Raw genomic sequence first — 25,619 nt, forward strand, 5'->3', positions numbered from 1 at the left:
GGTGCCTTGTCAGGCACGGCGCGGGACTACAGCTGCAAGGTCTCGGGCGTTGAGCAAGTGCCGCACGGGTCGGACTACCTTTCACGTGCGGGTCCCTCGGTCAGTGGCGTCAGCTGCCGCTGGGGACTTCTGTGGGTATGTCGAACAGCAAGCCTGTCAGTTGACTGACCTGACTGCCATTCATTGCTCCCTGGAAGGCCCAAACGTCGTCGATGGCACCGGCGAAGTACTCGCCGGTGATATCGCCCTTCGCCCGGCCGATCTGAAGCGACTTCGATGCCTTAAAAGTCAGTACGTTGTCCGACCACGCGATGAGGTCTTCACATGCGGGATCGTCGGCGCTTCCATCCCCGTCGTCATCGCCGCAGGCCACTTCTTGGAGGACCCCGTTGACGTACAGCCGGGCTTCCTTGGCGAAGCCGTCGTAGACCACCGCGAGATGGTTCCAGTCCCGGACGTCGTAGAACTCAGTGCTGGCCGCTTTCTTGACCGGTGCCGTGGAGCTGTCGCTGCCGGGAAGGCTCAGTTCCCATCGTCCTGCTCCACCGCCATCTCCGGGGTCGGGCTGGAAGCGCACTTCGAACGCGCTGCGAGTGGCGCCTTCGGCGCTCACGACGGACATGCTGTGGTCGGGCAAAGCCGCTCCCTGGGCCCAGGCCGTGACGGTGAAACTGGCTCCGGTGTCGATGGGCATGGTCGGGGTTGCCGCGTAGGAGTCGACACCGTCCAGTTGCAGACCGTTGAAGTCGACCGTGCCAACTCCGAGCTGGGCGCCCCCGTACAGATTCATGGGGCGGTTCTCGACGGTGGAGTCCGGAGAGGTGACCGGAGTTCCCGTGCCCGTCTCCTCAAAATTCCAACGGCCCTTCAGGATGGGGCTCTGCCGGAACAACTGCTGTACCTCTTCGGCAGCGACCACCCGGTCCAGGAACCGGATGTCGTCGATCTGCCCGGGGAAGTGCTGGATCATGTTGCCGCCGTCGATGGTCAGAGCGCCGACCTGGACCTGCTTGCCCGCGTACCACGATTTGGTTTGGGCGACCGTCGTCGCCTTCTCGCCATTCACGTAGAGGGTCAGGGTGCCGGCAGTTGGATCATGTACGCCGACGAGGTGCGCCCATTCGCCTACGCGCGCTGTCGTTCCCTGGGGCTGCACAACTCTGATCTGGGTTGCGCCCACCACGTCCGCGGAGTATTGGAAGAATCCCCACTGATTGCTGGTCTTGGAGTAGGCCAGCTCAAGGCCCGGCCTGTTCACCCCGAGCTGCGCGACGACCGTCGCGCCTGTGCTGGGGAGTCGGTCCAGCTTCGCCCAGGCCGAGACTGTGAAGGGGCGTTCGGTGTCCACGTGGGGGGCTGCCGTGCGCGCGTAGTCTCCATCGCCGTCTAGGTGTAGGGCCCGGCCGCTCACTCCGGCAGCGCCCAGCTTGGCGTTCCCCGCCAGTGTCAGGTTCTGGGTGTCTGCATGCCCGGTCACTTCGGTGGCTCCGGCGGCTTCGTCCAGTGGGAAGATCGCGCGGGCGGTGCGCCCGCTGCCGATCGGCTTCTTCTGGTGAAGGTTGGTGACCTCCGCGTCGGAGACCGGCTTGTCGAAGATCCGGACGTCGTCGATGCTTCCGGGGAAGTAGTTAGTCGGGGTGCCGAGCAGGTTGGCTGCCCCGATCTGGAGTCCGCGGCGCGCGTCCCAGGCTGTGGTGTACGGGGTACTGCCAGCCAGAGAACCATCCACGTAGAGCCGCAGCTCCTGCGCACCACCTGAGTAGACGCCAACCAGGTGGGTCCACCGTCTGGCTGTCACTCCGCCGGCAACGGGGGCCATGGCCCGGACGATGGATGCACCCGCCGTGTCGGAGGTGTACTGGTTGAAGACCCAGCGGTCATACCCCTTCGAGTAGTAAAGCTCGAACCCCGGGGAATAGTTGCCGGGCTGTGCAGCCACCACTGCAGCGTCCGTGGGCATCTTGTCCAGGTTCACCCATGCCGAGACGCTGAAGCCGTTGGCTGTGTTGACCGTAGGTATGTCCGTCGCTGCATAGCCGCTCGTGCCGTCGAAGTGAACCGCTGTCCCGGTTGTGCCTGAGGCACCGGGGGTAGCTCCTCCATAGAGCTTGGCCGTCCTCGCCCCAGAGCCTCCAGCAGCGGACGTCGCGTCAGCAGCATCTTCGAACTTCCAGTTCGCTCTCTCTGGCTGACCTGCCTTCACTCTGAACTGGTAGGTCCGCACTTCCGAGCCGTTGCCGGCGGCATCAAATGCCTGCGCGGTGATGAAGCTCAGTCCGGCCTTCGACGGCAGTACCTTCACGGCCTGCGCAGCGCCGGCCGCGGTGGTGATGACGTTCTTCGACGAGGGATCGCCGTTGATTCCGTACCAGTACTTGGTGACGTCGCTGTCTGCAGCCTTGATCTGGAACGAACCGTAACGGCCTACGCCGTCGAACCAGGGATCGTCAGGGTTCTCCGGGTCTGATGCCGGGTAGTCGCCCGAGGTGACAGCGGGTGCCTTGGGAACGGTGGTGTCGTAGACGAAGTAGCATCCGGTCGGATCGCCTGCCGATGACCACGGTGAGTACTGCGCCCCGTCATAGCTGCGTACGTACCAGTTCACCGTCTTGTTCTGCGGGATCGATGTGGGCAGGCTGACCACGAAGCTCGAACCCGACGCCTTGTAGGACGTCAGTGCGGGTTTCCAGCGGGCGATCGCTCCCTGCCCATCACCCGTGTCCCACATCGCCTGGAACTGCACGGCGACGTTGTCGCCGTCCGGGTCTGTGATGCTGTTCGCGTATACCTTGCCGAGGGTGCGTACCCGCGGGGCGCTCTCCGGTCGCTTGCAGGTGCCCCCGTATTCCATGGTGAGCTGGGACATCTTGACCTGTGCCGGCGCAAGGTTGTACTTGACCCGGAGGAATGCCTTGTCGGAGAAGCGCTTCCAGGCATGGCCGTCGGTCTCGCTAGCAGCCTGCAACCCGAACGTGAGCGAGGACGCCTTGTCGTTGGCCGCCTTCTGCACCGCGGTGCGCACATTGAACTCTGCATCCTTGGCAGCGCAACCGTCGTAGCCGTACGCAAAGGACGAGGACGTCAGTTTCTCGATCCAGAACCCTGAAGCTTTCTGCGAGTTCCAGGTCGTCGACGACGAGATGCCCTTCGTCCTCCACAGCTCAACGCTCCGCGCCGAGCACGAAGCGGACCAAGTGTTCCGGACGACGAACTCCGCCGAGAGAATCGACTTGCCCGCGAACTTCGACGTGGGTATCTGGTAGAAGATCCGTTTCGTATCATGCGGAGCACAGTAGGACCAGTTGCAGTAGCCCATGCCCGACGTGGACTCACCGTTGAACTTCCACTGCGGCGACGATGCCCAGTACTCGGATGCCATCGTCCATGACGATGCTCTGGGTGAGTACCACTGCGGATCGATGAACACGGGGTATGTGGTGTCCGGGCCCCTCAGCAGTTCGGCGTCCGGCGTCAGTACCAGTTCGTCGCCGCTGGCCGGCACATCCACGTCCACCGGTGCGAGCGCTCCCGACTCCCCCGCCGCTGGTTCCGTCGACGATGCTGCGTCAGCGGCTCGCGCTTCGCGTTCAGGCACGTCTTCGGCGCCCTTGGCCGTTGCTGCGGCAGGTCCCGTACTTGAATCCCACATCATCGGCTTAGGGGCTTCGAAGACTGGCCCCTGCGCGCCCTTGTCGACCGCCTCGAGACCCCCGTCCTGCGTCTCATTGACGTCCATGCCCTCAGCGGCAAGCTGCAGACGCAGCTTCGACAGCGCCTCGTTCTCTGCCGCAGCCGCGGTCTTGACCACCAGGAGCTGGGTGAAGCCGTCTTCCTGCGCCTGCATCCGCAGGTCCACGTCCGGCAGCACGTCACGGTACGTGGCAGTCGCACCGTTCAACTCAGGTGCCGGCAGTACTCCCGGCCACGACAGAGCAAGCTCGCGGCCTGCTTTCGTCATCTTCACCAGAGGCATGTCGCCACCGCCGGAAAACGTCAGGCCGACCGTAGTGACCTCGGGTGCGACTCCACCTCCACCGGCTTGCGCCAGGTCGGTGTCGACAGGCTTCCACTCGCCGTCCACACGGGATCGCACGGGACGTAGGTACTCGCGCGCTTCCAGATTTCCGTCACTGGTGGCGAAGACATCGCTGCTCTCGGCTCTCAACGACAGGACCTCAACCGGCTGGCCGGTTCGTTTCGCGGCGGCTCTCGCGGCGGCTACGTCTGCCTCTCCAGCATCAGGTTCGGATACGGTTGCCCTCGCCGCAGGGGCGCCCCCGGTGGAAGCAGATGCCGAAGCTGGCAACATCACAACAACCATGCTGAGCAGCGCCGTTGAGGCCATCGCCCGACGTCGGCGAGACACATGACTCCACACAAAACCCACCCCGGCTCCAAGGAGATGAAGATCCACTGAGAGCGGGACCTGATGGGGACTTTATGTAGTGGGCAGGTGAATATCCAGAGGGAAAATGCTGGCGTCACGCGCCAAACCGGACGACCATCCCGTGATTGAAGACACGTTTGCAGGAGCCTTCAGCGGGCCATTGGCGAGCGTCGCCCGCAGGTTGAAGCATTCGGCAGCCCCCTCCGTGAAGAGGCCGCACGAGACCTTCACGACCGTGCAGCAGTCGAGCACCTCAAGAGGCCGCGTGGAGCTTGAGGTTCTGTCCCCTACCGCTCCCTCGGCAGCGCCGGACTCGACTCGTGACAGGGTGCAAGCCACTACGCGGTCGGGCAAGTTCTGTGACTGCCAGGCGTCGCCAAAAAGTCCACGCCTCGCACGTTCTTGCCCGCCGTCCGCGAAGCGAACAGGCCCGAGGCCATGAGCCGGGTGGTGGCTGCACGCGCGCATGGGTCCGCGTCGCGTGGCGGAGGGATCGATTACCGGTTAGAGCGGGCGCGGTTAGCGCTCACTCTCACCCAAACCCGTATCTTCCGCAGGGTCCACAACCAGCGGGCCAAGTCGCCTGCTGTAGCTGAGGGGCGGCAGCGGGACGGCACGCGTGGAAGCCCAGTGCAGCCATCTACCTGTCAGCCAGCTTTGCGGAGGTTGGACGCGTCGGCCGGAACAGCGCTGATGTCGTGGATCTCGAGACAACGGCTGGCGGGGCGGGAGGGGAGCCTCCCCCTGAGTGGTGGACACGCTGATACTGGATCTGCTTGATCCGGAGGAAGCGAGAAGACCGCCGATGGCGATGAAGGACTACTCGGACGAGTTCAAGGCCGATGCCGTGGACCTGTTCGAGTCCACACCTAGGGCGACCTACAAGAGCATCGCCGCCGACCTGGGCATCAACAGGAACACCCTGCGGAACTGGGTGCTGCGGGCCCGGGAAGTCCGGGGCGTCGGCCCGGACGCTGCCCGGGACACCGGGACAGTGTCCCGGGCAGCGCAGGCGACAACGGCCGCGGATGCGGACGAGCGGATCCGGCAGCTCGAGGCCAGGGTGGCCGAGCTGGAGGCCAGTGAACGCAAGCTGGCGACCGAGCGGGACATACTCCGCAAGGCGGCCAAGTATTTCGCCGGAGAGACGAACTGGTGATGAGCCGCTTCCAGTTCGTCGACGACCACCGGGATGCCTTCGAGGTGAAGCGGCTCTGTGAGGTCCTGGACCTGAACAGGTCCAGCTACTACAAGTGGCGGGCCGGCCGGGAGGCCAGAGATGCCCGGCAGCGGGCCGATAAGCGCCTGGCGGCAAGGATCCGCGTGGTCCACGCGGAGTCCGGCGGTGCCTACGGCTCACCCCGGGTGACCGCCGAGCTCCGCGAGACGGGCCTGCCGGTCAACGAAAAACGCGTCGCACGGGTGATGCGGACCTTCTCCATCACCGGCATCCGCCTGCGCAGACGCATCCGCACCACCGTCCCCGACCCTGCCGCCGCACGGGTTCCGGACCTGTTCCGGCGGGACTTCACCGCCCCTGAACCCGGCGACAAATACATGGGCGACATCACCTACCTGCCACTGGAGAACGGGGAGTTCCTCTATCTCGCGACCGTTCTGGACTGCTTCAGCCGCAGGGTCGTCGGCTGGTCCATCGCCGACCACATGCGCACCGACCTGGTCGCCGACGCCCTGACGATGGCGGCCCGCACCCGCGGCGGCCTGAAGGGGGCGGTCTTCCATTCCGACCACGGAGCGCAATACGGGTCCAGGGCCTTCGCCGGCCTCTGCGACCAGCTGGAGGTCACCCGGTCCATGGGCGCGGTCGGCACGAGTGCGGACAACGCAGCCTGCGAAAGCTTCCACGCGTCCCTGAAACGGGAGACACTCCAGGGCGCCCGCGACTACGGCGACGCCGACACCTGCAGAAGGACGGTCTTTGCCTGGCTGACCCGCTACAACACCCGCCGCCGGCACTCCGCCAACGGCCACCTCAGCCCCAACGAATACGAACGCCGACACCACGCGGCTAAGCTCACGCTCGCCGCGTGATCAACGAAGCGTGTCCACCATCACGGGGGAAGGCCCAGGTTCTGTGCCAGCCAGTGGTGGTGAATGCTCGGCTACAACCCCAGTCCGACCTCACGACTTCCGACGTCAGGAAGCGGAAAGCGACACGCGCTCGGCAAATGACCAGTACATCACCAACGGAATGCAGCAGCGCGACAACCGCCCGGGCCATGCAACTAGCGACACCAAGAGTCCAACACCGTGCGGGCAGGCCCCTCCTCGTGCGGATAACCCGTCAGCACAGCCATGGCCGAAAAGGTGCAGCAGATCCAGCCTTCCGCTGCGAGCGTCATCCGAGCGTCAAGATAGTCCGGAGGAGATTCCGAGGGCGTCGCCGCTCCACTCCCACCCCACACAAAACCGCAGGTGAGATGGCCTGGAAGGGACATGCCGCCTACTCGACCCGTCGCGCAGAGCGAAACAGGTCGAGCAATCCATCCAAACAGCAAAACAGCAGGTCAGGCACCCTTTGCTACCGGCTCCAAGATCGCCACGCACTCAACGTGCGCAGTCATCGGAAAGACGTCGCGGGACTGGTCTCGGCAGAAGCTGCGGTTCAAACGGGTTTTCCCGGGGTCTGAAAAGCTGCTTCCGCGTACCGGGAGCGTCGAGCGAGCGTCCCAACGGGTTCCCAAGGGTTCCGTGGCCTCTGTCCTCCCTCGAGGTCCTTCAGCAGCACGTCCAGAACTGCCTCCTCCACACGCAGTGCGTGTCCGGTAAGGGCCGGCGCCAGATCCGGGTCCCAGGGCGACGGCGCCGGCTTCCCGTCCAGGGGGCGCCGGTCAGGTCCGACAGCTGCCACCGCCGCACGGTAGTCGTGCGCCGTGTAGCGCCAGGACCGCCACGGCACGTGTGCCAGCAGTGTCGTGGCGATGCGCAGACCGCCCCGGTCGAGGAACGCCGGGCCGAAGACGCCGTCCGATTTCCGCCAGTGATCGCGGCTGTGAGCGCCCATGCTCGGGGGTGGGACACCAGCGGATCGGATCAGGGAGGCGACGATGACCGTCTGCGCCGTCGTTCCCGGCCCGGTCGGCGACCTGTTCCTGACCGGTGGGGAGCCGGCCAACGCGACGGGAGGCACGGCGCTCCTGCCGCTGTCCGTGCCCGGGCAGAAGCGCGCGACGCGGCCCGGTCCGCGGGGCGGTCCCGGGGCGTTCGGCGCGTACTTCACCGGGGAACCGGACCGCTTCGGCATCGGGTGCGCCGTCTCCGGCACCGCGTTCCAGCAGCGGGCGCGGGCCGCGGTCGAGCGGATTCCGCACGGGACGTCCACCACGTACGGCGCGCTCGCCGCGGAGCCCGGTACGGCCCGTGAAGAGGTCCGCGCCCCCGGCGGCGCGATCGGGGCGAATCCGCTGCTGGTTCGCCCCTGCCACCGCGTGATCGGTACGGACGGTCCCCCGAAGGGTTACGCCGGCGGCCCGGAGGCCGGTCGCCGCCTGCTCACCCCGGAAGGCGTCCTGCGGCCGGTCCCCGGCCGGCGCGGACACCCCCGCCGCCCCACGAACCGTACGGAGGAACTCCTCATCATGATCTCCACCCGTGTCGACGCCCAGGACTGGCAGGCCCTCACCGACGAGGTCGGCGAGCACGGCAGTGCGCTGACCGGACCGTTGCTCACCCCGGAGCAGTGCCGTGAGATCGCCGGGCTGTACGACGACGACACGCGTTTCCGGTCCACCATCGACATGGCCCGCTATCGCTTCGGCTCCGGTCAGTACCGCTACTTCACGCATGACCTGCCCGGTCCGGTGCGGGAGCTGCGGGAGGCGTTCTACCCCCACCTGTTGCGCATCGCCCATGACTGGATGGCGAAGCTGGGCAGACCCGCTCCGTGGCCCGGGACACTGGAGGAGTGGATCGCGATGTGCCACGAGGCCGGGCAGGCCAGGTCCGCCCAGATCCTTCTCCTCTACGGCCCCGGGGACTGGAACGCGCTTCACAGGGACGTGTTCGGCGAGATGCTCTTCCCCCTCCAGGTCGTCATCGGACTCGACGTGCCCGGCACGGATTTCACCGGCGGCGAGTTCCTGATGACGCAGCAGCGGCCCCGCGCCCAGTCGCGTGGATCGTCCGTCACGCTGCCGCAGGGGCACGGGCTGGTCTTCACCACCCGTGACCTTCCGGTCGCGTCCAAGCGCGGCTGGTCCAACGGGCCGATGCGGCACGGTGTCAGCACCGTGCGCTCGGGATGCCGGCGCACCCTGGGCCTCGTCTTCCACGACGCGAGCTGAACGTGACGGCCGACGCGGGCGGACGGGCGGGCCGGCCCGTCCGCCCGCACACCGGCCGGAGCCGGCGGACGGCCCCGCCCGAGTGCCGTGCCGGGCGCCCCGGGCGCGGTCACCGGTGGGGTCGGCTGTACGGGCTGCTGGACCGCCCTCAGCACTGCGCGCGACCGCCCGCGGCCGCTGTGTGGGGTACCGGGTCTTCTTCGCCGGCGAGGAGACCGCACCGGAAGCCGGCCACCGGCCGTGCGCGGTGTGTCCGCCGGAGAGGTGCACCGCGTGGAGACGGAACCGGGTGCCGGGGAACGCGGAGCGTCAGAAGGGCAGCAGGTCGGGCCGTTTGGGGCGGGCGTCGTCGGCCGGCAGCCCGCCGAACAGCCGGCGTCCGACCCACGGTACGAAGTGTTCGCACGCCCACTGGAGGTCGTCGCTCCGGCGGGTGGCGGGCATGCGGGAGGGCCCCGCGGGCCGGAGGGCGGTCGTCCCCCCGGGCGGGCGGGGAGCCAGGAGTTCCGCGGCGCGCAGCGCTACGTGGGTGTGCCCGTACGAGGACAGGTGCAGGCGGTCATCGGTCCAGGCCCGCCGGTCCCTGACCTCTTCCATCGACCACAGGTCGACCACCGGGCAGCCGTACCGGTCGGCGATCGCGCGGACGTGCGCCGTGTACGTGGCGATCTTGCCCCGCAGGCGGCGCAGCAGGGGGATCCCGCGGGTGTCGAACCCGGTGAACAGGACCACCGTGCCCGCGCCCGGGACCAGCTCGGCGACGGCACGTTCGTAGCGGTCGGCTATCCGGTCCGGGTCGCCGCCCGGTCTGAGGAGATCGTTGCCCCCGGCGCAGAACGTGACGAGGTCGGGGCGGAAGGCGCGGGCACGCGGTACCTGGCCTTCGACGATCTCGTCGATGACCGTGCCGCGGACCGCCAGGTTGGCGTAGGAGAAGGCTGTCTGCGGGCACCGCTCGGCCAGGTGGCCGGCGAGACGGTCGGCCCAGCCGATCAGGCTGCCGTCCGCGGCCTCGTCGCCGAGCCCTTCGGTGAAGCTGTCACCGACCGCCACGTACGACGCGATGCGGGGGCCGCCGTCCGGGTCCTTCTCTTCCACGTGATCCCCCTCGCCTTCCGCTCCGCCCTCATGGCAGGCATCGTGGTCCGGCGCCCGGAGCCCGGTCAACGCACAGAGGGCGACTTGGGCACATGGCCGCGTCCCGCCGCCCGAGCGGGGGACAGTCCCCGGCGACGGCTCCGACCTGGCCAAGTCCGGCTTGGCCGGGGGCCCCGGGCGGGGAAGGCTGAAGACCGTGCCCACCGCGTCGGCGCGGAGCCGGAGCACCGCTCCCGGGTGGGTGACCGCGCGTGCTCCACCGAGGGCGGTCCGCGAAACGGAGGAATGAGCGTGCAGAGTCCTGGTACCCGCCCGCGGGGTGCGCCCCCGTGGGAAACAGTCCATGTCCCGGCACCCGGGCGCACCGTCCGGGCCCGGGTCCTGCGCCCGCGGGGCCCGCACCACGGCTGGCTGGTCTGGGCGCACGGCGGGAGCTGGCGGAGCGGGTCGGCGAGCGACTGGCACGAGGCGTGTGCGGATCTCGCGCGGCACGCCTCGTACTGCGTGGTCAGTGTCGATTACCGGCTGGCACCGCAGCACCGTCACCCGGCGGCTCTGGAGGATGTGCTCGCCGTCGTCGAATGGGCGCAGGACCGGGCCGGGCGTGAGGGCTCGGCACCGGTGGCCGTGGGTGGCGACAGCGCCGGGGCCACGATCGCCGCGTGTGCCGCCGTGGTCCGCCGGGACCGGGGGCTCGCGCTGTCGGCCCAGGTACTGGCCTACCCGCCGCTGGACCCGTACTGCCGTGCCGCCTCCTACACCCGGTACGCGGGCAACTTCCCCACTCAGGAGGGGCTGACGGCGGCGTGGCGGGCGTATCGCGGCAGCCCGGACACCGAGGATCCGCCCGGTCTGCCCAGCACCCCGCTGTGGGTGGAAGACCTGTCGGGGCTGGCTCCGGCGATCCTCGGCGTGGGGACGCTCGACCCGGTGCTGGACGACGTCCGTCACTACGCGCGACGCCTGCGGTCCGCCGGTAACGACCTCGTGTACCAGGAGTTCGATTCCGGCCTCCACGGCGCGTTCCTCCAGCCGCCCGCCCAGGACGCGGGCCCGGACGACCCGTCCGCGCTGCGCCGGTGGCTGGGTGCCTCACTGCGTGGCCGGCGGCCTGCCGAGGCAGCCGCATCCCCACCCGGTCCGGCCGGACGGCCGGGCCCCGAACTCAAGGAGACCTCATGAACGGCACCCCGACGGCGGCCCAGGACGCCCCCGCCCACGCCGAGGCGCTGCTGCGCCACTTCGGTGACCTGCGCGACGGCACCCATGGGCATGCGTCCTCGCGCCAGGGCAAGGAGGCGCTCTTCTCGAAGGCCGTCGACCTGCTCGCCCCGTACGCCGTGCAGGCCCTGGAGGAGGTCAACACCTACCTGCTGAACCGGACCGGGGAGGTGCGGAGCACGGGAGTGCGGCGGACGGCGGACGGCGACCCCGGTGGGAATGCAGACCGTCTTCCGACGCTACGTCGAACTCGACGCTCCGTGCCTGATCGCCGCCGAGCCGCTCCTGGACGACCCGCTGGGCCGTGCGCGCGTGGGCGTCACGATGTGGCAGGGCGAAGGCCCGAACGTCACGGCCACCGTCACCCTGGCGCCCGTCCTGCGCAGCCGCTCCGTGAAGCCGCTGGCCAGGATCATTCCGCCGCCCCTCCGGACGCCAGCCCGGTCCGTGGCGTAGGCATTCCCGGCGAGCCCTCGTCACACACACCGGAGTCTCCGGAGCCGCTGTCGCTGCCGTGAGAAGGGAGGTCTTCCCCTCCGGCGGCCCCCTCACGGCAGCGCTCCACCCGAATCGGCAGAAGGCGTCATCATCGTGTACTCGACGTTCCGTCCGGACATGCTGGCCGTCGCGGAGCACGCCCGGCCCGGCCGGCCCGGCCGCGCGGCCGGCATCGTGCGCAACGGACTCGACGCCGGGACCAGACGCCCCCTCTACCCAGGAGGCCGCTCGTGAGTTCTGGCGTCTTCGATCCGGCCTCGGCTGCGCTGCAGATCCTGGCCGGAACACCGGAAGGCCGGGCACCCTGGCCTACCGCGACCACCGGACCGCACCGGGGCGCCGGGGAGGTGCCCCCGGGGAACGGCTCCGCCGGGCCCTTCCGCACGACGGAGTCGGGGCTGCTGCCCGACTCCCTCACCGACCGCGGCATGGCCAAGACCTTCGCCCACCTGTACGCACGGGACTACCGGCACGTCAACGGCCTGGGCTGGTACAAGTGGACCGGCTACCGCTGGGAACCCGACGAGCACGACACCGTCGTCTGGAGCGCCGGTGACATGGCCGAGTCCCTGGCCACCAGCGACCCCACCGGTGAGTACAACAGCGTGGAACTGCGCCGTGAGCGCCGCCGTGCCATGTCGACCCCCGGCATCAAGTCCATGCTCACCCAGGCCAAGTCCGCCGAGGGCATGCTGCTGGACGCCTCCCGCCTGGACGCCGACCCCTACGCCCTGTGCACACCCGGCGGAGTCGTCGACCTGCGCACCGGCACGCTCGGCCCGCCGGACCCGCTCACCGGTTTCCACTCGCGCGCCACGTCGGTCTCACCGCAGCGGATGCCCACCCCGCGCTGGGACCGCTTCCTGACCGACACGTTCGGATCGGACACCGCAGGAAGGGAGATGATCCCCTTCCTGCATCTTCTGCTCGGCTACTCCATCACCGGGGACGTCGGCGCGCAGATCCTCGCCTTCCTCTACGGCATGGGCAAGAACGGCAAGAGTGTCCTGCTCGACGTGCTGGTCAAGCTGCTGGGTGACTACGCCGACGCGGCCCCGCCCGGTTTCCTGATGGCCAAGCCCTTCGAGAGCCACCCCACGGACCTCACCGAGCTGCACGGCCGCCGCGTCATCGTCTGCTCCGAACTCAAGGCGGGCGACCGGTTCGACGAGGCCCGCGTCAAGCTGCTCACCGGCGGCGACATCATCAAGGCGCGCCGGATGCGCCAGGACTTCTTCTCCTTCGCCCCCACCCACAAGCTCTTCCTGCTGGGCAACCACAGGCCCGAAGTCGGCACCGGCGGCTTCGCGTTCTGGCGCCGGATGCGCCTGGTGCCATTCGAGCGTGTCGTCCCCGACATCCGCAAGGTCGACAACCTGGCGGACATCCTCGTCACCGAGGAAGGTCCCGGCATCCTGGCATGGCTGATCAGCGGCGCCGGCCGTTACCTGAGCGGCGACAAGGACCTCTCGGGGCCGGAGAGAGTACGGATGGCCACGACGGCGTACGCGGAGACCGAGGACCATCTGGGGCGTTTTCTCGCCGAGTCCTGCCGGGTCCGGCCCGGCGTGCGCGCCGAACAGAAGACCCTGCACCTCGCCTACGTCCGCTGGTGCGAGAGCGAGGGCGCCTCACCGGTCTCCTCACGCGCCTTCGCCGCCCGTGTCCGTGAGGTCATCGGCATCAGTTCGCCCAAGGAGATGGCCACCTCGAACTCCAAGAAGTACTACCCCGGCATCGCCCTGCTCACCGACAACACCGAGGAGCGTGCGTGAGCGCCCTGATCGACCCCGAGGACCTCACCCACGAGGACGCTCTCGTGTGGCTGGAGGACACCAGCTCCCTGGGTTACGTGCGGCAGGCCCTCGACCGGATCACGGGCCGCACCCGCAAACCCCCGTATCACCGGGCCGGCCGCCTCGTCGGGTACGCCACCCTCGGCCCGGGTGCCCGGCCCTCACGCGCGTCCGGCACGTATCTGCGCCGGGTCTTCTGGCTCGCCCCCCACGACCGCGACCAGCAACCCGACGGGCTCTACAGAAGCGGCGCCCCGTCCGAGGCCGTCGACCCCCGGACGGTGGGCCCCGGGGTGAAGGGCTACAAGACGGAACGGTCCGAAGGCGGTCCCGCGTCCGATGCGATGCGTGAACTGGGCATCACCCTGCCCAAGACCTGACGTCCCGGAAAGGGGCCCACGCGGCAACAGGCGTTTCCAGGAGTCGTCGCACCACGTGGTCGTGCCGCCCGGGCGGCGAGCAGTTCGTGCAGACGCCCGGCCGGCATCCTCCGGTCCGGGGCGGGAGCGGCGGGCACCGGCGGGGGCCTGGACGACGTAGGGCGGGTACCCGGTCGCTGACCGGGCGCCGGTTGCGGCGGGCCTCGCGGCTGGCGGTGGAGGGGCTGCGGCCCAGCTCCACGGCGACAGCGCGGACGCCGGCCTTCCTCCCGTAACCGGTCGGCGATGTGGATGCGGCCTGCCTCGTCCGGGCAGCGGGGCGGACCGACGAGGGCGGCGCCTCCTGGCGGATCGGAGGAGCCGTCTTCTCACGGCCCTTGTGAGCGTGCGGCCGTCGCGTCACTTCTTGCCGGTCCGGACGTCGGTGCCGACGCCCCGGCAGGCTTCCTTGCCGCTGCAGCCCCGCTGCATGAGCTGGAGGCATGCCGCCCGCTCCCGGGTCAGCTTCTTCCGTCCCTGCGGCTTCCGGCCCTTCCGGCTCTCGAAGTCCGTCGCACCCCCTTCGGCTGGGGTGTTGCGACGACCACTGAAACCCAAAGGCATTCCGCGCGGGCCCCTTCTCGTCCTCTGCTTCTCCGCTCTCTGCAGTCGCTTCGGCCACTGGCTCGGAACTAAGCGAACCCGCAGGTCACAGAGGTATGGACGCTCCCACAGGGACTGAAGCGACTCAGCTTTGCACTACAGGCTCCCCAGCTCTTGTCCTCGGATGTGTCACAGATGCGCACCTTCAGTCGCTCGAGTCGCTTTCTTCGTCCTCCCAGGCGCTCTGACCAGCAGTCATCCACGAACGACTCAGCACGTTCCGCTTCGGCGCCGGTCGCTGCGCGCCCGGGCTCAGACGCTCTCGTCCGGAATCACTGATGAGGTCCCCCCAGCGGGACCATGCTGGGGCCGGGGTCGTCCCCCACGCGCCAGGGCTCGATGGACGGACTCGTTCGATGACACCCGCGCCGCCGGTGGTCCTGGCGGCGTCTGCGGGCGGATTCGTGACCTTCGAGGGTGCGGTCGCGGATGTACTCGCGCATTCTGCCGGACGCAGAGGGCCCGGCAGAATGCGTTTCCCGGGGGTACCAGGGGTGTGGTCGTCGCACCGGACCGATATCGGCAGCGACGGGCCGGCGAAGGCGGGGAGGAGGCCGTCCGACGTGGCAGCGGTGGCCGGCTCGGGCGCCTGGGAGCAGCAGTGGCCTCCCCGACCCCGTCGTCCCCTCCTCGTCGGAGCAGTACAGCGGCGCCTTCGGAACGACGATGATCATCTACCCGGGCGGCGTCACCGTGGTCAGGGAACCGCGTCAGTCAGGCGAATCGAGTCCACCCGGCGCAGCACGCCCTCGTACCGGCCTCCCCCGTGAGGGGACCGGGACCACGTGCTGTCCCGGTCCCCTCACGGAGACAGGCGCTGTCCCTGGAACGACCAGCAGACACAGGTCTTCCCGGCCGGACCGGTCTCCCGACGAGGACAGCTGAATCAAGAAGGCACTATCTCGTTCCTGCGCTTCCCCTGCGAACGCGGGGTCTTCTCCCCCACCCGTCGCGGCTCGATCGTCCGCGGGTCGACCGCCTCCCCCGGAGCACCTTCCTTGTAGAGGCCCTCGGGGTCGTTCGGCCTGTCGTGAGGCAGCAGGAAGAAGGTACGACGCTGGTAGAGACCGCTGTCGGGGTTGGCCTCGGCATCCTTGTCGAGCTCCGCGTAACCGACCATGCGTCCGTCACGGGCATAGCGGGGCTTCCCCCCACGGCGGGCGCTCTTGTCGAGCGCCTGGCGGACGTAGTCCAGGTCGTCCAGGTCCTCCAGCCACACCACGTTCGCCTCGTGTGCGAGCTGGCTTTCATGCAGCAGCGAGCTCATGGACGCAGCTCCTTGTCGGTGATGTGGTGACGCCCGTGGCTACTCGGTACGGAACGGGCAGTGCGGTGATCCGGAACGCTCCCATGGTAAGACGATGCCCGGATGCGGGGCAGAAAGCCCTGGTGCGTCATGGACGTCCCCCTACCGGTCCGTCGGAATGGACGATGTCGTCCTTGAGCAGTCCCAGGGCGGGGTAGTACTTCTTGCCGCTGGACTTCAGCATCTCGGCGGGGGACGCCAGTCCGATCTCCTGCCGGATGCGGCCGGCGAAGGCCCGGGCGGTGTCGGCCCGGATCCCCTCCGAGCTGCACCAGCCGGTGTAGGTCGCGTACAGAAGACCCTGTTCGACACGCAGGTCCCCGGTATCCGGCCCCTGTCGCAGGCAGCACTCGCCCAGGAAGCGCCCGATGTGGTCCTCGGTGGTCTCGTACGCGGCGGTGGCCAGGCGCACCGACGACGGGCCGCTCAGCGGGTCACGGCTGGTGAGGTAGCGGATCGCGCCCTGGATCAGCCAGTGCAGGATGCCTGGGCCTTCTTCCTGGACGAGCTCGCCGGCCAGGTTGTCGATCTTCCGGTCAGCCGCGACGACACGTTCGAAGGGGATGAGCCGGATACGGCGCCAGAACGCGTGCCCGCCGGTCCCGACCTCAGGCTGATGATTGCCCAGCAGCCAGAGCTTGTGGGTCGGGGTGAAGCTGAAGTAGTCCTGCCGCATGCGGCGGGCCTTGATCTTGTCTCCGCCGGTGAGGAGCTTGACCCGGGCCTCGTCGAACTTGTCGTTGGGCTTGAGCTCACTGCAGACGAAGATGCGGCGGCCGTGCAGCTCCGTCAGTTCCGTGGAGTGTTCGGCGAAGTTGCCCTTGTCCATCAGGAAGCCGGGCGGGGCCGCGTCGGCGTAGTCCCCCATGACCTGGATCATGACGTCCAGGAGGACCGACTTCCCGTTGGCTCCCTTGCCCCAGAGGAAGGGCAGGACCTGCGCGCCGACGTCGCCGGTGATGGAGTAACCGAGCAGCAGGTGCAGGAAGTCGATCATCTCCTGGCCTTGGGCGTCGTCACCGAAGGTGTCGTCCAGGAAGGCGTGCCAGCGCGGGGTCGGCATCGCCTGGGGAGCTACGTGGGTGGCACGCGAGTGGAGGTCCCGCATCGGGTCGGGCTTGTGCAGCCGGCCGTTGCGCAGATCGACGACACCTGCCGGCGTGCACAGGGAGTAGGCGTCGCCGTCGAGGACGTCGGGGTCGAGACTGAGCGCGGGCGCGGCCTTCGCCTGGTGGAGCAGCGCCTTCATACCGCTCGTGGACATGGTCCGCCGACGGTGCTGGGCGATCTCACGGTCGCTGAAGGTCCCCCGCGGGTCGGTGGGCGACATCTGCTCGGCCATGTCGCCCGCGGCCCACAGGGCGGCCTTCTCGCCGCCTACCCGCTTCCACCGGAACTGGTCCCAGCAGTACCAGCCGAGGCCCTCGACGTGACGGAACTGGTCGCTGTACAGCTGGGCGAAGAGCTTCGCGTTGCCGCGGTCGGTGAGCATGGGCGGCAGCAGAACCGGTGCCTCGACCGAGACAGGCGCCTGTACCTGCTGAGGAGGCACCCGGGCAGGAGCCGCACCCTCGAGGTCGAGCATCTGCTGAGCGGCGGCAGCCGCGTCGAAGCGGCTGCTCTCTGCGCTACTCATGCGAGTCCTTTGGGATGGAACGGGCGACCGGCGCCTGCGGAAAGGGCTGCGTCGATGATCGTCTCATTACGGCGGTTCTGGTGGGGACGAGCATAGTGAGCGGCTTCTGCCAGCTCTTGGCGGGCTTCGGCCTGATTCAGATGCCCTGCTTCGGCAAGCCCTCCTGCCGTGAACGCGGCCCGGTTGAGTTTCTCCGTGAACCCGGTGCCCTCGGCGTGGACGGCGCATTCACGAACGGTCTCGAGGAGCGGCTGCAAGAGCGCCTGAGCGGCACCGGTGCGGGGCCGCCTGGCAGGGACGTGCGGCCGCGGGCCGGAAACTGGGGACGGGCCTCCGGCATGGCCCGTGCGCGTCAGTTCAGCGGCCAGCCAGGCGGGGAGGGGGGCAGGGTCGCGTACGGCTCCCAGAGGCGTGTAGACGCCCGCTGAGGTACGAGTGGTGGGGGCCACGATGTATCCGCCGTGGGCCCGTACGTCGACCTGCCACGCGAGCGCGGTCCTGGGGCTCGACCCGGTGGAGGAGCGGTAGCGGACCGCGGGTTCGGAATTGACGTACCAGATGTGCAGCCCCCCGGACGGGGTGCGGACCCGCAGGGTGTTCTCGTCCTCGGCCGGGTTCGGTTCCTGACGGTAGGCCGCGAGAAGGGCCAGGGTGTCGAAGCCTGAGGCGAGACCGGCGAGGTTGACCTCTTCCGGGATCGGGATGCCCGGAAGGAGTCGGTTACGGTCCGGGACCTGCGCGGGGTGGGCGTCGACGTCCAGGACGACGAGATGGGCCGGCCCGCACGACACCCCGACACCTGCACGGGGCTCCCGGCTCCACCACGCGTCGATCAGGGAGAGATCGGTAGTGGCGCTGTGGAAGCCGTGACACCAGAGGCCTCGTTCATGGCAGGGGCAGCGCGAGGGTTCGTGACTGCGGACCCGGCACTGCTCGCAGTTGGCGGCCGGTGTCTTACGTCCCGGGGCAAGCGGGTGCACCGGCCACTGGCGGCCTGCGAGCCACCGGGCTACGTCCACGGGGCACGGCTGCTGCGCGACTCCGGACGAGGCGGTGTCGGCGGGGCGCTGCACTGTTCGTCGGTCCGTTCCTCTTGTGTGGCCAGGGTTGGGTTCCTCAGCTGAGTTCCCAGTGTTTTACCTGGTCAGGAAGACCACACGAAGGACTGAGGGACTGAAGGGACTGACTTTCCCTTATAGCGGCCAGAGCCTAGCGCACGGACCCGCCGCGCCGTGGGAAACATGAGCACTTATTGCAAAATCAGTCCCTTCGGTCCCTCGGGCCGGAAATCCGGACGGGGCGGGGGGCGTCCTGCCAGGGGGATGGGAAACCGAGGGACCGAAGGCCTGCCGGGGCGGAGGGACTGACCGGTCCCCTTTCAGTCCCGGTGGTGTTTCCGCAGGTCAGAGCACCTGGACCCTGGAAGGGAGGGACTGAAGGGACTCATTTCTCTAGTTATCAGCGCACCAGAGATATGTAAGGGTCAGTCTTACGTACGCGCGCATACACGCGCCTGCACGCAGACGGAACAGGGAGTTTCGGTCCCTTCAGTCCCTTCAGTCCCGAGCGGATCGCTCTGACCTGGTCTTTTGCTGAGGGACTGAAGGGAGGAGGGACCGAAGCAATCCGGTCCCTCCTCTTTCTGAGGGCTTCTCCTGGCAGGTCCATGCCCTGCCGGTCACCGGCCGCGGCTTGCAGAAGATGCCGTTGCCGCCTCTGTCCGCAGGCGGGTTTTGAGCGCAACCACCCCTCCTCCTGATTCCTGACAGCTGAACGTGAGGACATCCGGAGGGATTGGCGGTACCTCTCCCCCGGGTGGTCCATCAGATGCGTTTGCGGGCCGGCCCCCTGCCCGGTATGCGAGGGTGTGTCAGGCGCCTTCCTCCACGAGGGCCTTGGATCCTTCAGAGGCGCTGGGCGTCTGAGCCGTCGACGTGCGTACGACCGTGTCCGTTCCCGCCGGTTTTCTGCGGGGGCTCAGGAGGACGAAGGCGAGGAGGGCAGCCAGGAAGGTCAGGGTGGCCGAGACGGTCAGGCACAGGCGCATCCCCTCGAGGAAGGCGTCAGCCACGGCCCTCTGGACCTCGCCGGCCTTCGAGCCGAGCGGTACCGTGCCGATCGCGCCGAGGCCCCCGTCACGGGTCGCGCCGGCAAGCCGGTCGGCGAGGGGGCCGTCGACGCCGGCGACGGAGAGGTGCCCCGGCAGGGAGGAGACTGCGCGGCTGGTGAGGAGGGCTCCGAGCACGGCGGGGCCGAGGGCGCCGCCGACTTGCCGGAAGGCGTTGTTTCCTGCGGCGGCCATTCCGGCGAGCGGGTGGGGTACGGAGGCCACGGCGACGGCGGTCATCGGCGTCGTGACAAGCCCCATGCCCAGCCCCAGCAGGACCAGGCGCCAGGAGAGCGAGGCAAAGGATGTGCTTGTATCGGCGCCGAGTAGTGTGAGCAGCGCGGCGGTCACCATGAGCAGTCCTGTGGTGATCATGAGGCGTGGTGAGACCTTGTGCATGATGCGTCCTGCGACTCCGCTGATGAGCAGCGCGGCACCGGTGATCAGGAGCATCCGCCAGGCGATACCGAGTGTCTCGAGGTGCTGGACCATGCCGAAGTAGAGGCTCAGCACGAAGAAGAAGCCGATCATGCTGAGGAACATGACCATGGCCACGAGTGTGGTGGCGGTGAATCCGGGGCTGCGGAAGAGCGAGAGGTCGAGCATCGGGTGTGAGGAGCGCCGCTCGGCCACGACGAAGGCGATTCCGCTGATGACCGCGACGGCGAGTGCGACGACGACCTGTGTTTCGGCGAAGGAACCGGCACCGCCTTGGATGACTCCGTAGACGAGTGCGGTGATGGCGAGCGCGGCCGTGATCTGTCCCGGCCAGTCCAGGCGTCCGGTGCGCGGTGCGCGCGATTCGGGCAGCAGCCGCAGGGAGAAGCCGAAGGCGAGGAGTGCCACGGGTATCGGCACGAGGAAGATCCACCGCCAGCCCGTGTGGCCGAGGATCGTCCCGGCGGCCAGGCCGCCGACGGCGAGTGCCCCGAGCAGGCACATGGCCCAGAAACCGATGAACTTTCCGCGCTCGCGGTGGTCGGGTACGGCGTGGCTGATGAGTGCGAGCGTCGTCGGCAGCAGCGCAGCCGCGCCGACCCCGGAAAGCGCCTGGCCGGCCCACAGTTGGCCGATCGTGTGTGCGGTGAGTGAGGTCGCGGCACCGGCGGCGGAGAACAGCAGCCCGGCGAGGTAGACCTTCTTGCGGCCGTGCACGTCGCCGACGACTCCGGCGGTGAGGATGAAGGCGGCCATCGGCAGCACGAAGGCGTCCGAGACCCATGACAGCTGCAGGGTGCTCGTGGAGAGAGCCGACTGGATGGCGGTCAGGCTCACCGAGACACTGGTCACCGGCAGGTAGGCGACGAAGACCCCGAGGCAGGCCATGAGAAGCGTCGTCCCGCGACGGGACTCGGCAGCGGGTGGTGACTGGGACAAGAGGACTCCTTCGGAGCGTCGAGGCTCCGGCGCGACGGACGGATGGGTATGCGTGACCGGTACGGCGGGTTCGGCCGTACCCGGGCAGGGGTGGGCGACGGGCCGCGCCCAGCACTGCCGGGCGGCCACCGTGCAGCCCGGAGCCGAGGGCACCGAAACCCGTATGGGCGTGGAGGTCGCCGTACGCGTCCGGGAAGACCACCGTGGGCCTCGCAGCGGCGCTCAGCGGTGTTACGAGGCCTCGCCCGCACGTCCTCCAGAAGTTTCCGCCACGCCTGACGATTTCCCCAAGCCCGTGCGGATCACATGAGGAAAACTGCTCCTACCAGGTGTTTGATGTGATGATCACACCATGCTTGACGTTCTGGACAGCCATATCCTCCACGCGCTGCATGTGGTGCCGCGTGCTCCGTTCCGCGTGATCGGTGAGGCGGTGGGGGCATCGGAACAAACCGTGGCGCGACGCTACCGGGCGATGCAGCGCACAGGAACCATGCGGGTCGTGGGGCTGGTCAACCCGGCGGTGCACGATCTCACAGCGAGTATCGTGCGGATCACGCTGCGCCCGGACAGGATCGACGCGCTTGCCGAGACAGTGACCCGGCTGCCTGAGATCTCCTTCGCGAACATCTCCTTCGGCGGTTCGGAGATCATCTGTTCGATGGAAGCGCCTCACGACGGCCGGGTGCCGGACGTGCTGCGCCGGCTCGCCCGCTTTCCGGGAGTGGTGGGGCTCAACACCCGCATGGTGTTGCACGCTTACTCCCCGCCCGGCGCCGACTGGGCGCGGCTCGGCCCCTCGCTCCCGGAGGAGGCGGTGGAACTTCTCCGCGAGCGCCACCCCCGGCAGAGGCCGCAGGGCCCGCCGGTCGATTTGCGCGAGGACGACGCCGCACTGCTGGCCGTCCTCGCCGAGGACGGCCGGGCGAGCCAGGCCGCACTGGCCAAGGGCACCGGCTGGACCACCGGCCGGATCGCACGCCGCATGGAGGCCCTGGAGCGCTCGGGCACACTCATCTACGACGTGGACCTGGTCCCTGAGCGGCTGGGTTACCCCTTCGGCGCGGCTCTGTGGCTGCAAACCTCCCCCGAGCGGCTCCATGAGGTGGGCACGGCCGTCGCCGCGCTCCCCCGCGTCGTCTTCGCCGCGGCCACGACCGGCGAACAGAACCTCATGGTGATCGTGATGTGCACGGACGCCGCCGATTTCTACGACTTCCTCAGCCGCGGCCTCGCCACGGTCCCCGGCATCACCGGCTACACGGTGAGCGTCCGCCTGCGCCCCCTCAAACAGGCTGCGTCGCTCGTCTACCGGGGACGGCTGGTCCCCTCGCCTCCGCGACGGTGAGCACGGCCTTCGGTCACCGCGGAGAATGAGGCGTGATCATGCAACGCGGACCCTGGCGCTCGTGGCTCCTGGTGCTGCCGGGCTCTTGCTACGGCCGGTCGGTTCGGGTCCCGAGACGTAGCCCGCCCGTTCGCCGGCGCCGGGAAAATCTGAGTCCCTTCAGGTGAGCGAGCCGCCGCCCACAGTGATGCCGCCGGGGGTGCAACCCCAGCGCTGCTCCCCGGTCCGTGGGGATGGCGCCCCGCACTCCATCGCGTCCACGACGCCGGAGCCCTGTTCCCCGCGCCCGGGGATGGTGTGGTGCAAGGGGCAGTCCCAGGAACCTCGTGCACGGCAACTGCTCCCCGCGCCTGGCTGGGCTGGTCCTTGGCCCCATGCTCAGCGTGTGGCGACCGCGGGCTGCTTCCAGCGCGCAGACGGAGACGGGGCTGAGCGCTGGCGGAGCACGGCGTCCTGGGCGCTCTGGCCCTCCGCATGCAGAGATGGCTCAGACATCGGGACCCCCCATGCGGCCAGGATCGGTTCCCTCTCTTCGTAAGCGTGGCTCGGTGCGTGGTTGTTGTCCACGCACCGAGCCACGCTTACGCCGTCTCATTCACAGCCCCAGTGGGCCGCACGGATGACTTACGTGTATCTGCGAGAAGGAGCCCGTTCTGCGGGGCACGTTCCTGCGGGGTGTGCTGTCCGCGGCCAGCACACCCCTGCGGTACCGGCGAATGGCGGGGCGCCTGATTTCTTCGGGACCTGGCAGCCCCCGGCCTTCGAACCCTGCCTCTCTCGAAAGCGACCTCGAACCGGGCCACCCGTTCGAGTACTTACCGGACGCTGAGGCGGCCCTCGTCCGATCATGTGCTCCGACCGAGGAATGGCACGTGACCGGGACGACGGCCGTGAGGGTGAGGCTGCTGTCTGATCCTGTTCCAGAGAGGCGTTCGTGGAGGCGTCACGCTTCCGGGACGAGTTGTCCGCGTGTCTGACCACGCGGGGGATGAGCTGTTCGGGCCGGCGGATGCCCTGCTGTGTGTTCCGGGTGCGGTGCACTCGGCAGTGGAGCTGACATTGCTGCCCGAGCACGGCGCGCTGTGTGACGGCCTCAACCACGACCGGGTCGGCACCGACCGGTTGCGGACATCTCTGGCCGGCCTGCCACTGCTCCGGGCCCCCGGCGGGCGTCTGGTGCCGGCGGTGGGCTTCTCGCCGTGACTGTGGTCGGACGCATGTCCGCTGGAGTGGCTGTTCTGACACGTCGACGGCCGGGCGAAGACGGCCTCGCAGTTCATTCCCGGTTGGCCGTACTCGTTCGTCGCGGTGCTGAAGACGGGCGCGACGTCCTGGACGCGGTCCGGGCCGGCCGACGACGTCACTTCGGTGACTGCCGCCCAGCTCCGCGACGTCGTCGACAGGCTCAGCGTTGTGGGCCAGTGGCAGCCCGGCGAGCCGGGCATTCTGATCGTGATCGACGTCGGCTACGACATCCCCGCCTGGCCTGGTCCTGCGCGATCTCCTGGCCGGTGGTCGGGCTGAACGGACGCACCCGCAGCGACCGCGTGATGAGGTTGCCGAAGCCGTCCCAGCTGCCCGGCACGAACGGCCGACCACCGAAGCACGGGCCGGATTCCCTCTTCACCGGACCGGAGACCTGACCCGAGCCAGCGGTCACCACCCGCGCTGCCACGGGACTCACCTGTCTTCCCATCGTCGAGGACCGGCTCTACCTCGCCTGCTGGCTGGACCTGGCCACCCGCGAGGTCTTCGGGTATGCGGTGGCCGATGACCACCGCGCCTGCTTCGCCGTAGACGCCCTGAAGACGGCCCGTGGCCGTGGCGGTCCGCAGCCAGGACGCATCACACACTCGGATCGCACCAGCGAAGGCGGATTCATCTGAATTCCGCAGCCAAGTAAGCGAGTCGGGACTGTGGCAAAGCTGCGGTCGCACGGATCACGTTTCGACTGTCAGTCTGTTCGTACCGGATCCCGCAAGGATCGGGTAGTCCCGGCCGAGACCAGGCAGCGCCACCAGCACGTCCTCGCGGCAAAGAGATCGAATGACCGAGGCCGCGGGGAACTTCATGCCGCCGAGATTGCGCGGGTCGGTGTCTGGTCCTGACCGGCCCATAGGTTGTGGGACGGCCGGAGACTCGCAACCACCCATAGCGAGACCGCTCCCCCGAGTCCGGGCCGTACACAGCATGAGCGCAGCTGGCCGCCTTATTACGGCGTAATGGATGTGCTCGCGACGAGTACCCCTGCCCAGACCCGAGGCGGCGTCATTACGCCGTAATACTCGGATGCAGGACACGAAGTCCTCCCCCGTCATTACGGCGTAATAATCGTATCCAGCCAGGCAAGAGAGCCGTTCGAAGATCCTCATAAGGTGCGATGCCCAGGTGTGCTGTCCACGGAGGTTGGGCGCGGTGACGTCCGATGCAACCGCTGGAGGCGCGATGGCCGATCCTGTCCGTGTGCACAGGCTGACCGACGATGAAGGGGAGTGGCTGCAGCAGATCGTGCGACGGGGCAGCACCAGCATGGTGCACTATCGATGCACGATGATGCTGCTGGCCTCAGCCGACCAGGACCGCGTCCCGGTGGTTGCCGAGCTGGTGCAAGCCGACGAGGACACCGTCCAGGAGGTGATCCACCGGCCCAACGAGATCTGCCTGGCCTGCCTGGACCCTCGGTGGTCGAGAGATCGCCCACCGCCTGCTCAATCCTGACGACGAAGACTTCGTCGTCCAGACGGCCGCCCCGCCCGGCCGGGCTTGGCCAGTCCTTCACCCGCTGGTCCCCGCGCAAGCTCGTCGCCTGTCTGCGCACAGTGCACGGCCGACTCATCCATCCGGCGCGCCCTCCGCCACCCGCAATTCGTCCATTCGCGTCCGAACCGCACTCACCGCCGTCACCCCCAGATCCGACGCCCACGAGAGTCCGGCCCTGTCGACGCCCTCGGCGACGCCAGTAAGGATGGCGAGGGTCAGGCCGGCCCACTGCTCCTCGGTCAAGTAGTCAGGCTTGCTGACCGGTCCCGGTGCAGGCGGCATGCTTTCTCCTTTCGGAAGGTATGTCGCCACATCCAACCGCGACGGCCACCCCACCCGGCGAACCCATGCGGTCAGAACACCAGAGACCCACGAACCCGTCGGCCGCACCTATCGGGTGGCGGCTCAAGACCCATGCCCGGCCCGGGGGAGTAGCTCAGGAGACCGCCCCCGTCCCTGCCGTGTCCTCCGCGCCCACTATCCGAGAGGAGGGCGGTGTTCACTCTGCGGGGAGGGCGAGGATGCGAGCACGAACCGGTGAGCATGGAGTGTTCGTCTCCACGCGGGCCGCATGCCGAGTTCGGCGGTCATTACGGCGTAATAGCGAGGCAGACCCCGGCCCTGTCAGTCCGGCGACGGGAGCGCCTTTTCGTGATGGCGCCGCCCGCCCCCGTTATGTTCTTGGCGGTCCTGCAATGGGACCGCTGGCCTCCGGGCCCGGCATGACTGTGTCCCCCTGTCGAAGGCATGACCTGGGGG

At 68.6% G+C, this 25,619-nt stretch carries 20 protein-coding genes and 2 pseudogenes; 13 read left to right on the forward strand and 9 right to left on the reverse strand.

Annotated elements, in window-relative coordinates; genetic code table 11:
• Positions 1–109 precede the first annotated feature (109 nt).
• Positions 110–4,165 (reverse strand): LamG-like jellyroll fold domain-containing protein, encoded by a 4,056-nt coding sequence (locus ACF1FZ_RS31075; RefSeq protein WP_391776715.1) that lies wholly within the window; start codon positions 4,163–4,165, stop codon positions 110–112.
• A 1,027-nt stretch (positions 4,166–5,192) separates the two neighbouring features.
• Here ACF1FZ_RS31075 and ACF1FZ_RS31080 point away from each other — a divergent pair.
• A protein-coding gene (locus tag ACF1FZ_RS31080; protein WP_391776732.1) for an IS3 family transposase occupies positions 5,193–6,439 on the forward strand; the annotation gives its coding sequence in 2 pieces (ribosomal slippage) (positions 5,193–5,532 and positions 5,532–6,439; 1,248 coding nt in all).
• A 574-nt stretch (positions 6,440–7,013) separates the two neighbouring features.
• Here the strand turns inward: ACF1FZ_RS31080 and ACF1FZ_RS31085 are convergent.
• A complete protein-coding gene (locus tag ACF1FZ_RS31085; protein WP_391776716.1) occupies positions 7,014–7,412 on the reverse strand; it encodes a DUF2399 domain-containing protein in 399 nt (132 codons plus the stop codon).
• Between the two features lie 43 nt (positions 7,413–7,455).
• Between ACF1FZ_RS31085 and ACF1FZ_RS31090 the strand changes: the two are divergent.
• A pseudogene (locus ACF1FZ_RS31090) lies at positions 7,456–7,905 on the forward strand (methylated-DNA--[protein]-cysteine S-methyltransferase); the annotation flags it as partial.
• A gap of 81 nt (positions 7,906–7,986) precedes the next feature.
• Positions 7,987–8,691 (forward strand): 2OG-Fe(II) oxygenase, encoded by a 705-nt coding sequence (locus ACF1FZ_RS31095; RefSeq protein ID WP_391776733.1) that lies wholly within the window; start codon positions 7,987–7,989, stop codon positions 8,689–8,691.
• A 309-nt stretch (positions 8,692–9,000) separates the two neighbouring features.
• Here ACF1FZ_RS31095 and ACF1FZ_RS31100 read toward each other — a convergent pair whose 3' ends face one another.
• A complete protein-coding gene (locus tag ACF1FZ_RS31100) occupies positions 9,001–9,789 on the reverse strand; it encodes an SGNH/GDSL hydrolase family protein (protein ID WP_391776717.1) in 789 nt (262 codons plus the stop codon).
• Positions 9,790–10,080: 291 nt separating this feature from the next.
• Between ACF1FZ_RS31100 and ACF1FZ_RS31105 the strand changes: the two genes are divergently transcribed.
• From ACF1FZ_RS31105 to ACF1FZ_RS31125, 5 genes are all read left to right on the forward strand, one after another.
• Positions 10,081–10,971 (forward strand): alpha/beta hydrolase fold domain-containing protein, encoded by an 891-nt coding sequence (locus ACF1FZ_RS31105; protein ID WP_391776718.1) that lies wholly within the window; start codon positions 10,081–10,083, stop codon positions 10,969–10,971.
• Between the two features lie 258 nt (positions 10,972–11,229).
• Positions 11,230–11,466, forward strand: coding sequence for a hypothetical protein (locus ACF1FZ_RS31110; protein WP_391776719.1), 237 nt, complete (start codon positions 11,230–11,232; stop codon positions 11,464–11,466).
• Between the two features lie 135 nt (positions 11,467–11,601).
• Complete coding sequence (locus ACF1FZ_RS31115; RefSeq protein ID WP_391776720.1) at positions 11,602–11,742, forward strand: hypothetical protein; 141 nt, start codon at positions 11,602–11,604, stop codon at positions 11,740–11,742.
• A 194-nt stretch (positions 11,743–11,936) separates the two neighbouring features.
• Positions 11,937–13,283 (forward strand): phage/plasmid primase, P4 family, encoded by a 1,347-nt coding sequence (locus tag ACF1FZ_RS31120; protein WP_391776734.1) that lies wholly within the window; start codon positions 11,937–11,939, stop codon positions 13,281–13,283.
• A complete protein-coding gene (locus ACF1FZ_RS31125; RefSeq protein WP_391776721.1) occupies positions 13,280–13,684 on the forward strand; it encodes a DUF6009 family protein in 405 nt (134 codons plus the stop codon). Before ACF1FZ_RS31120 ends, ACF1FZ_RS31125 begins: the two co-directional genes overlap by 4 nt.
• Before the next feature lie 399 nt (positions 13,685–14,083).
• Here the strand turns inward: ACF1FZ_RS31125 and ACF1FZ_RS31130 are convergent, their stop codons facing one another.
• The 5 genes from ACF1FZ_RS31130 to ACF1FZ_RS31150 form a co-directional block, all read right to left on the reverse strand.
• On the reverse strand, positions 14,084–14,287 hold the full coding sequence (locus ACF1FZ_RS31130; protein WP_391776722.1) for a hypothetical protein: 204 nt from the start codon (positions 14,285–14,287) through the stop codon (positions 14,084–14,086).
• A 925-nt stretch (positions 14,288–15,212) separates the two neighbouring features.
• Positions 15,213–15,593 carry a DUF6009 family protein gene (locus ACF1FZ_RS31135; RefSeq protein WP_391776723.1) on the reverse strand — a complete coding sequence of 127 codons (381 nt, stop codon included), beginning with the start codon at positions 15,591–15,593 and terminating at the stop codon, positions 15,213–15,215.
• A 127-nt stretch (positions 15,594–15,720) separates the two neighbouring features.
• On the reverse strand, positions 15,721–17,268 hold the full coding sequence (locus ACF1FZ_RS31140) for a phage/plasmid primase, P4 family (protein WP_391776724.1): 1,548 nt from the start codon (positions 17,266–17,268) through the stop codon (positions 15,721–15,723).
• Positions 17,265–18,341 carry a bifunctional DNA primase/polymerase gene (locus tag ACF1FZ_RS31145; RefSeq protein ID WP_391776725.1) on the reverse strand — a complete coding sequence of 359 codons (1,077 nt, stop codon included), beginning with the start codon at positions 18,339–18,341 and terminating at the stop codon, positions 17,265–17,267. The genes ACF1FZ_RS31140 and ACF1FZ_RS31145 overlap by 4 nt, the downstream gene beginning before the upstream one ends.
• Positions 18,342–19,138: 797 nt before the next feature.
• A complete protein-coding gene (locus tag ACF1FZ_RS31150; RefSeq protein ID WP_391776735.1) occupies positions 19,139–20,701 on the reverse strand; it encodes an MFS transporter in 1,563 nt (520 codons plus the stop codon).
• A 403-nt stretch (positions 20,702–21,104) separates the two neighbouring features.
• On the opposite strand from ACF1FZ_RS31150, the gene ACF1FZ_RS31155 reads away from it, so the two are divergent.
• From ACF1FZ_RS31155 to ACF1FZ_RS31175, 5 genes and pseudogenes are all read left to right on the forward strand, one after another.
• On the forward strand, positions 21,105–22,100 hold the full coding sequence (locus tag ACF1FZ_RS31155) for an Lrp/AsnC family transcriptional regulator (protein WP_391776726.1): 996 nt from the start codon (positions 21,105–21,107) through the stop codon (positions 22,098–22,100).
• A 969-nt stretch (positions 22,101–23,069) separates the two neighbouring features.
• Positions 23,070–23,303, forward strand: a complete 234-nt coding sequence (locus tag ACF1FZ_RS31160) for a hypothetical protein (RefSeq protein WP_391776727.1) — start codon at positions 23,070–23,072, stop codon at positions 23,301–23,303.
• A gap of 105 nt (positions 23,304–23,408) precedes the next feature.
• Complete coding sequence (locus ACF1FZ_RS31165) at positions 23,409–23,624, forward strand: hypothetical protein (RefSeq protein WP_391776728.1); 216 nt, start codon at positions 23,409–23,411, stop codon at positions 23,622–23,624.
• Positions 23,625–23,794: 170 nt separating this feature from the next.
• The gene (locus ACF1FZ_RS31170; protein ID WP_391776736.1) at positions 23,795–23,986 is read left to right on the forward strand and encodes a DDE-type integrase/transposase/recombinase; all 192 of its coding nucleotides are present in this window, start codon (positions 23,795–23,797) and stop codon (positions 23,984–23,986) included.
• Between the two features lie 559 nt (positions 23,987–24,545).
• Positions 24,546–24,949, forward strand: a pseudogene (locus ACF1FZ_RS31175) (helix-turn-helix domain-containing protein); the annotation flags it as partial.
• Here the strand turns inward: ACF1FZ_RS31175 and ACF1FZ_RS31180 are convergent.
• Positions 24,933–25,142: a hypothetical protein gene (locus ACF1FZ_RS31180; protein ID WP_391776738.1), complete on the reverse strand. Its 210-nt coding sequence runs from the start codon at positions 25,140–25,142 to the stop codon at positions 24,933–24,935. The pseudogene ACF1FZ_RS31175 and the gene ACF1FZ_RS31180 overlap by 17 nt on opposite strands.
• Positions 25,143–25,619: the final 477 nt, after the last annotated feature.

Origin of the sequence: Streptomyces sp. NPDC014623 (assembly GCF_043088245.1) — a bacterium.
Classification (GTDB): domain Bacteria; phylum Actinomycetota; class Actinomycetes; order Streptomycetales; family Streptomycetaceae; genus Streptomyces.

Excerpts from the sequence above, each read along its gene's own strand:
- ACF1FZ_RS31180 (WP_391776738.1), bottom strand. The coding sequence starts at position 25,142 with ATGCCGCCTGCACCGGGACCGGTCAGCAAGCCTGACTACTTGACCGAG.
- ACF1FZ_RS31130 (WP_391776722.1), bottom strand. The coding sequence starts at position 14,287 with ATGCCTTTGGGTTTCAGTGGTCGTCGCAACACCCCAGCCGAAGGGGGT.
- ACF1FZ_RS31155 (WP_391776726.1), top strand. The coding sequence starts at position 21,105 with ATGCTTGACGTTCTGGACAGCCATATCCTCCACGCGCTGCATGTGGTG.
- ACF1FZ_RS31085 (WP_391776716.1), bottom strand. The coding sequence starts at position 7,412 with ATGGGCGCTCACAGCCGCGATCACTGGCGGAAATCGGACGGCGTCTTC.
- ACF1FZ_RS31135 (WP_391776723.1), bottom strand. The coding sequence starts at position 15,593 with ATGAGCTCGCTGCTGCATGAAAGCCAGCTCGCACACGAGGCGAACGTG.
- ACF1FZ_RS31150 (WP_391776735.1), bottom strand. The coding sequence starts at position 20,701 with ATGGCCTGCCTCGGGGTCTTCGTCGCCTACCTGCCGGTGACCAGTGTC.
- ACF1FZ_RS31140 (WP_391776724.1), bottom strand. The coding sequence starts at position 17,268 with ATGAGTAGCGCAGAGAGCAGCCGCTTCGACGCGGCTGCCGCCGCTCAG.
- ACF1FZ_RS31110 (WP_391776719.1), top strand. The coding sequence starts at position 11,230 with ATGCAGACCGTCTTCCGACGCTACGTCGAACTCGACGCTCCGTGCCTG.
- ACF1FZ_RS31095 (WP_391776733.1), top strand. The coding sequence starts at position 7,987 with ATGATCTCCACCCGTGTCGACGCCCAGGACTGGCAGGCCCTCACCGAC.
- ACF1FZ_RS31120 (WP_391776734.1), top strand. The coding sequence starts at position 11,937 with ATGGCCAAGACCTTCGCCCACCTGTACGCACGGGACTACCGGCACGTC.